General features: G+C 58.1%; 2 protein-coding genes. One reads left to right on the forward strand and one right to left on the reverse strand.

Annotation, left to right across the window (positions count from 1 at the left end; all coding sequences use genetic code 11):
• Window positions 1–704: 704 nt before the first annotated feature.
• Window positions 705–1,013 carry a hypothetical protein gene (locus J5J06_09510; GenBank protein MCO6437309.1) on the forward strand — a complete coding sequence of 103 codons (309 nt, stop codon included), beginning with the start codon at window positions 705–707 and terminating at the stop codon, window positions 1,011–1,013.
• A 1,148-nt stretch (window positions 1,014–2,161) separates the two neighbouring features.
• Here the strand turns inward: J5J06_09510 and J5J06_09515 are convergent.
• A complete protein-coding gene (locus J5J06_09515; GenBank protein MCO6437310.1) occupies window positions 2,162–5,653 on the reverse strand; it encodes a hypothetical protein in 3,492 nt (1,163 codons plus the stop codon).
• Window positions 5,654–5,860 lie beyond the last annotated feature (207 nt).

Here is a 5,860-nt window from a genome sequence, read left to right on the forward strand (position 1 = left end):
GGAACGCCTTCGGCGTACAAGGGAACTCGAAATCACGACCTCACCCAGGGTGCGCCCGAAGCGGGCGACCCTGGGCTGTGACTGTGGAACGCCTTCGGCGTACGGGAACGCCTTCGGCGTACGGGAACGCCTTCGGCGTACGGGAACGCCGAGGACGCTCTTGCAACGCTCTAAACTCCGACGACGAAGAAACTTATAAGCTGGCACGATCTCCTTCGGGGAGGGCTGGGGAGGGGCCTGCGGGACTATGGAGCAAAGCGACTCGCTCAATTCGCACATGGCCACTCGCGGGACGCGGATTTCGGACGAGTCGAACATCAATTGAGGATCTGAAATTGAGGATCTGAATTCTTGAGTGCGACCGGTGTTGGGTGATGCCATCGGGCGCCGGGAGCGTCAAAGCAGGGTGCACAAGAGCCCCTCCCCAAAGTAGCCATCACGCTCCGCGTGATGAGCCTTCCGACCGCTGTCGGAACCCTCGGCCGCGGCCAGTTTCCAGCCGGACTTGCGGGTGGTACACAGGTCCGGGCGCTGCGCAACGACCGATGGTGACTGCCTGCGACAATCGATAATTCGCGGCCACCGCCGGCCACCCCGCGAAAATGGCCCGGCCAGTGGCCGCGAGTGGCAGCCAACCGACTTGCCGGGGTGCTACAGTCAAGAAGGATTGCGAATGAACATTCCCCTCTGCAGAGGCGCCACTGATGCTTTGGCTCATCTACGCTAACCCGATCGTGCTGACGGTGGCGAGCATCGGCTACTTTTCCCCGTTCTTCTTGCCGGTGGTTCCCGGCGGGCCGTCGGGAATCCTGATCGCAAATCTGCTCTTGCTGTTTCTGGTGTCGGGCTTCTTTGCCTGGCTTATTGCTGGCGGGCAGGTGGTCATGGGAATCATCGAGTTTCGAGCGGGAAATTCACTCTGGAAGCATCACCTTGCTTCCGCCCTCTGGACCTTCGCGTGCTACGCGATCGTGATCGCGTTGATGAGCAACGGCTACATCTTGACCGCGTAGAACTCGGCGTCATGCACGCCCTGAACCCGCATTCTCGGCGAGCTGAAGAAGCTGGGTGTCCGCTCGACTTACAAAGACTCGGTCAAACGAATCCTCAAAGACGGGAAACTCTTGCTCAGAAACTTGGTCCGACGTGGTTTGTTGCCCAAAAGTCAATCGGGGCGAAACGGGGAATGGAAGCCCGGCAAACCCGCGACCGGATGCTCGGCCGGCATCTCGCCCGCTCGGGTGGACGGTGGCCTTGGCAAACGGCGCTTCAAGTCGAGAGCACGTCGTCGCAATGTGCTACCGCGACTCAACGCCGACAACCTTCGACCGGCACATGCCGCGTCCCCGTTCGGTTGGCGCCATTGCCTAGACTTCCCAGGCTACCTCTTGGGCAACATACCACATCTGAGCGAGAATCTCACGGAACTGCCGAGCGACGTTTGGCTGACCGACAGGCAATGACCTGCGCCGGCAGGCGTGACGACGATCAACGAACTTGATCGTTAGCCCCGCCACGCCCGCCGCCGGAGCACCTATATCCGTCGTTCCGCAACCCCGCAATCTCGAGCGGTCCACTCGGCGTGCAAGGATGTCGCGTCTCGAACCTGCCTAACGAGCAGCTTTGCGCCCGTTGACCACCGCTTTCAGCCCGCCTTTCCCCGGACGCCCCTTCTCATCCCCTTTCCCATCACCCGGACCACCCGCCCACGACTGCGGCCGCTGCTTTCGCCGCCTAGCCGCTCGATTTTTGAGTGTCTGATCTTTCTTGACACCGTCGACGAGTGGAAGATACGTCCCGAGCGAGGCGATAACCATTGGTTCGACGGCGTTGTCGGAACTGCCGTCGCTGCGTCAATGCAGGGCGCGATGCTGCTGGGAACGGATGCCCAGCCCGCCACGAAGCCCGAGCGGATCAGCTTCGCCGAACTCCAGATACCGAGGCGGCGATGAACGACGACCGCGACCTCAAGACCCAACGCGGCCTCGAATGCCCCTCCTGCGGCTGTCGACATCTACTCGCTGTCTACACCCGCCACCGGGCTGGGGTCACTGTTCGCGTTCGCCGATGCCGTCACTGCAATCGACGTGTAGTGACACATGAACGCGTTACCGGACTCATCGCACCTACAGGTCCGTGACCGGACACCGCTTTGTGAGCCTCACGGGACCCACTGGACACCTTTACGGTGAATGAACGAGTACCCAACGTGCGCCTCCCGGATCTCCGTCTCATGCTGCCTGAACGTATCGTGGTCGAAGCCACGCTCACCCCACATCAACCACACTAACACTTGACGAGTGACGCTTAGGTAATCTGCCAACAGGTCTTCTCGCAAATACAGTACTTCACTTCGATATCGATCGCCCGCATTTTTCCATCGGCGGTATATCGAACCACGACGACCTGTGCGATCGAACATGTCCCAAGTGCCACGACGGTTAACTAAGCCACAGCGCTCGAACAGCGCGGGCGCAAGTACCGTTGCTCCCCCCGCCTGATTCAGCTCGCTATGATGGCTCTCCCACGCATAGTTATGGATCGGTATCTCTACACGGATACCCTCCGAGGGCGTCGGCCCATAGCGCCGCAACGCACGTTCAAGATGTCGCTTTGCCTTACCTCGCCGATCACGCAACCCCGATGCGTATCGGTGTGACCACGGAATCTCGCCGGCAAAGGTGTAGTAGTCGCTTCCACCATCTGGTATAGCGTGATTGCCGGGATACCCAGTGCTGTTGAAAGCCTCAAGCAACGCGCCCACTTTAGAGCGGGAAACCAAAATTCCCCTCAGGAATGTAAACACCCTTCTGCCATCATGGTTGCATGACTGCTCAATATACCCGTCCAACAGTATCCACGGACCATGCTCGCCTTCGAAGAGTTCATGCTGAAGCAGATGGCTATAGTCGGGAACTGCCCCAACGGTTAGCCATCCGCGGATATCGGTCGGACTCGCCGTAAACACATCGGCCAAGTCCGGCCACCACGTTGGTGCTTCCGCGGGAAAACTCGGGTCGATGTCAGCGTCCGGAGATCGTTCGTCGTCGTGCCAATCCGACAACCGTGATTTGGCACGACGCAGACCATACATCTCGAAGAAAGCAATCCATGAGTACTTTTTGCCGTATCGATCCGTATGTGGCACTCGACTGTGGACTCGCCATGCTAGATCAGCAATGCGTCGATCCGTGTCCTCGAATCGCCCTGGGGAGTAGCCTAGATCTACGATTCTGCACTCGATCTGACTACGTACCTTCTCGTAGTCCTGGTTGTGAAAATCGTAGTTTCCTCGATTAGGGATCAAGCCTCCGATTGTGTAGTTTCCAAAATCCATGTGAATGGCATAATCCGCCGCCGCCTTCACCGACTTTGGAATTCGACTTAGAGGGCGAAATGGCGACGGGACATGCGACAAAGGGCGCTGCAGGTGCTTGCCCTCGGGGCCTGAAGCACAACTCGGATCTATCAACCTCGCTACCTCTACGACCCCCATTGAGTAGTCTTGCATCAGAGCATGACAAGTTGAATGCGGTGCACCGGGGACCCACATCGCGTCGATGATGGCTCGTGCGAAGGTGGGCAAGTGTGTGCGAAGCTCATCGCCGGCAGGATCTGCCCATAATGACATCGCCACGCCGTAGGCAGCTGCAAGCATTCGTTCTGGCACGTACGGATCATTTACGGTGAGAGACTCAAGTGTCATGGCGAACATGCCTGCAGGATCGCGACAGCCGAATGCGTATAACGCGCGCGTAGCATGGTCTCTCAGTACCCGGACTGTGCTTGTGAGGAGCCAGATGACCCATCGCACCCTTAGTCGATCTGCGTCGGTCAGCGCGTCGCTCGTCGACCATTTGTCGCTCAACCGCTGGAGATCCTCAATCACTTTTTCGTGATTCGCACGAATCCATTCGGTCCAGCGGAGGTCGCGATCCGCTATCGATGCCGAACGAAGAACGCAGTCCAAAAACTCGGCGTTAAGCGGATGTCCGTTCGCTGCCCGTAAATGCCACAGTCGCGTCAATAGGTCTTTTCGGTGACCTGGCTCGTCAAGAACTAAGGTAGCAAGCTGCGAGACTGTGTCAGCATCAAGGTAGCGCGAGTCCAACCATGCTGCTTGGTGCAGTGCCTTTGAGCGTCCGTCTCCGGATAGGAACTGCCACAATTGGCGGCGGCCAAGCCTACGCGGAGCTAAGCCGACCAAAGCGTGAACAATGTCTTCTGCTAAAGGGTGGCGGTCGCTGTATTCGCCCCACAGCATCTTTCGCGTGTGTGGATCGTCGAGCCATGATTGAAAGCCGCTTCCTCCATGCTTGTCCAGTATGGCATCGGCGATTACTTGGCCTGCCATCGCGTCAAAGACTATGGCCTCACGTCCGGCACTTGACACGAAATCGGCATGGCGGATGAGAACACCTTCATCTTCAAGTAACCGAACAATACTCTCGCTCCAAGGCCGTGCATCATCTTTTAAGCAGCTCCGGAGATCCGATTGCCCGATGCTCCGCGTCTTCTCCTCCCATAGCGCGGTGCCGATTTGGCTCAGCGCTGAACGCACGTCGCTTGCGTAATACCGACGCACCCGAGGAGACAACTCGCAGATGCGGAGTGCCACCTGATCAAGGTACATTTCGACGAGGGCGGCAAAGGACTCTGGCATTCGCTCGACTCCGACAGTTTTCTTTCTCTCGGAGTTGGTCACCTCACAGAACATCCGCAGCGTTAGTGGATGTTGAAGCAAGGCCCAAGGCAGGGCAGCATCAGCCGGATCAATTCTGTAGTAACCAAAGTACTTCCTGACTGCAGACACCGTGTCATGCTCAAAATGAGGAATGTCGAGTTGCGTGATTCTTTCTGGCAGCGCGTCATCAGCAAACGCAGATCGCAATGTGCAAATGACACACACGTACGGATGATCCTGGAGGACGACATCCAAGGAGGCGAGTGCTGGCCTCCAATCGCGAGGATCCTCCGCCTCGTTTAAACCATCGATGACGATCGGAATCCTTCGACCGGCACGCTCTCCTGCTGCATTTGCCGCAGCCGCAAGTGCCTCAAAGCTGGCTACGGGTTTGCCGTGAATGACGACAGTACCGGCTAGGTCATTCAAGGTGTGTCCTGCATGAAGGTCGGCACCGAATAACAGGATTCCCGATGGAATGTTCTCCCGTGGTGCACAGACTGCGGCCGACAGGTGAGTCTTTCCGCATCCCGCGTCCGCCACAACGGCCGCGATCCGAGTTGCGAGTACCCTTTTGAGTTCGGTTTTGACCTCCTGGACCTTATGCACATCGGCAAGAACATTCGTTGCGACGAGGGTTATCGGCTGTTTGGATGCCCTGAGCCGACGCACCACCCCGTTAAGGACGTGAGCGTCATCGGCGAAAGAAGCTAACTGCTCCCCAAGCACGTCGAAATCGCCTGCTTCGATCAATGCACGCACCTGAGTTATCGATACTTCCGCATTGCGAGCGGCCTCTAGGAGTTTTCGCACGTCATCCGCCAACGCACTGGAGAGACCAGATAGGGCTTCGTCGAGCCCTTCCGCTTCTGAGCGGAGCCGATCGGCAACCGTCCCCAGGGCCATCCAGGCATCCGGCGCTGCCAGGATTCGACGGATGCTCCTTTCAGCGTCGACGGTCTGATGCAACCCCGGGAACCACCTTCCCTTGACTCGTGCCAACGACTGCTGAAGGAGTTGACGAAGCAACTCGGGTGTGAGAACCGCCTGTGTGCGTGAGCAAGCTTTCTGATGGTTTTTCCGCCCGTCCGGAGCGAGCTTGCTGAGGGACCGAAAAAAATCCCCTCGAAGAGCCTGATCGGTTGATCGAGGTCTCCGAGGGGTGTACTCCATAGG

The sequence above is a fragment of the Phycisphaerae bacterium genome (genome assembly GCA_024102815.1).
In the GTDB taxonomy this organism is placed as follows: Bacteria; Planctomycetota; Phycisphaerae; order UBA1845; family UBA1845; genus JAGFJJ01.